Genomic DNA, 1,172 nt, shown 5'->3' with positions numbered 1-1,172 from the left:
TGATACCAAACTGTAGTGACGTTGACTCACGGAGGGGATTCCCAAAATCGGCGGAATATGAGTCACTCTGGTAAACAGCCGGAGGCTTACCATGGCAGCGCCGATCCCCCTTCGCCCCGATTATGATGGTCCCAGCCTTCGCTCTCTTGCCCGACACTCGAGGAACGCCGACCAGACGCGGCGGTTGCTGGCGCTGGCGTCGATCTACGATGGTGGCAGCCGGAGATCGGCGGCCACATTGGGCGGGGTCGGTCTGCAAATCGTTCGTGACTGGGTTTTGCGCTTCAACGCACAGGGGCCGGACGGACTGATTGACCGAAAGGCACCGGGGAATGCGCCGAAGCTGAATGCCGCCCAGCGTCGGGCGCTGGCCGAAAAGGTGGAGCAGGGGCCGATCGCGGCGGTCGACGGCGTCGTGCGCTGGCGGCTGAAGGATCTGGTGCACTGGATCTTCGAGGAATTCGGTATCTCGCTGGACGAGACGACAGTGGGGCGCGAATTGAAGGCGATGGGATTCCGCAAGCTGTCGGCCCGTCCTCGCCACTACGCCCAGAACGGTGAGGCCATTGAGGATTTTAAAAAAGCTTCCCCGCCGAACTGGCGACGATCCGGGCCGCCTTACCGCCGGGAACCGACATAGAGCTGTGGTGGCAGGATGAGGCCCGGGTCGGTCAGAAAAACAAGATCACGCGACGCTGGGCCAAGCGCGGGACCCGCCCCGTGGCACCCAAAGACCAGCGCACCAAGTCCGCTTACATCTTTGGCGCCATCTGCCCCGAACGCGGTATCGGCGCCGCCCTTGTCCTCCCCCGCTGCGACACCCAGGCCATGCAGTGGCATCTGGACGAGATCGCCTCCCAAGTGGCTCCCGGCGCGCACGCCGTCCTCATGATGGATCAGGCCGGATGGCACATCACCGACAAACTGGCTGTGCCTGCCAATATCACCATCCTGCCTCTGCCACCCCGGTCCCCGGAACTCAACCCGGTGGAGAACATCTGGCAGTTCGTCCGCGACAACTGGCTATCCAACCGAGTATTCGAGTCCTACGACCAGATCATCGCCCTCTGCTGCCATGCTTGGAACAAGCTTATCGATCAGCCATGGAAAATCATGTCCATCGGACTCCGCCAGTGGGCGCATAAGTTTTAATCACCGCAGGTTGGTATGAG

The 1,172-nt window shown here is 61.8% G+C and carries 1 protein-coding gene; it reads left to right on the top strand.

Annotated features, from left to right (window positions below; translation table 11 throughout):
- The first annotated feature begins 91 nt into the window (after nucleotides 1-91).
- Nucleotides 92-1,152 (top strand): IS630 family transposase gene (locus tag FHS48_RS19865; RefSeq protein ID WP_184266744.1). Its coding sequence is split into 2 segments (ribosomal slippage): nucleotides 92-584 and nucleotides 584-1,152, totalling 1,062 coding nucleotides; the frame shifts between segments, so codons are not numbered across the junction.
- Nucleotides 1,153-1,172 lie beyond the last annotated feature (20 nt).

Source organism: Novispirillum itersonii (assembly GCF_014205675.1).
Classification (GTDB): Bacteria; Pseudomonadota; Alphaproteobacteria; order Rhodospirillales; family Rhodospirillaceae; genus Novispirillum; species Novispirillum itersonii_A.
This window is presented reverse-complemented; position numbering and strand designations above follow the sequence as displayed.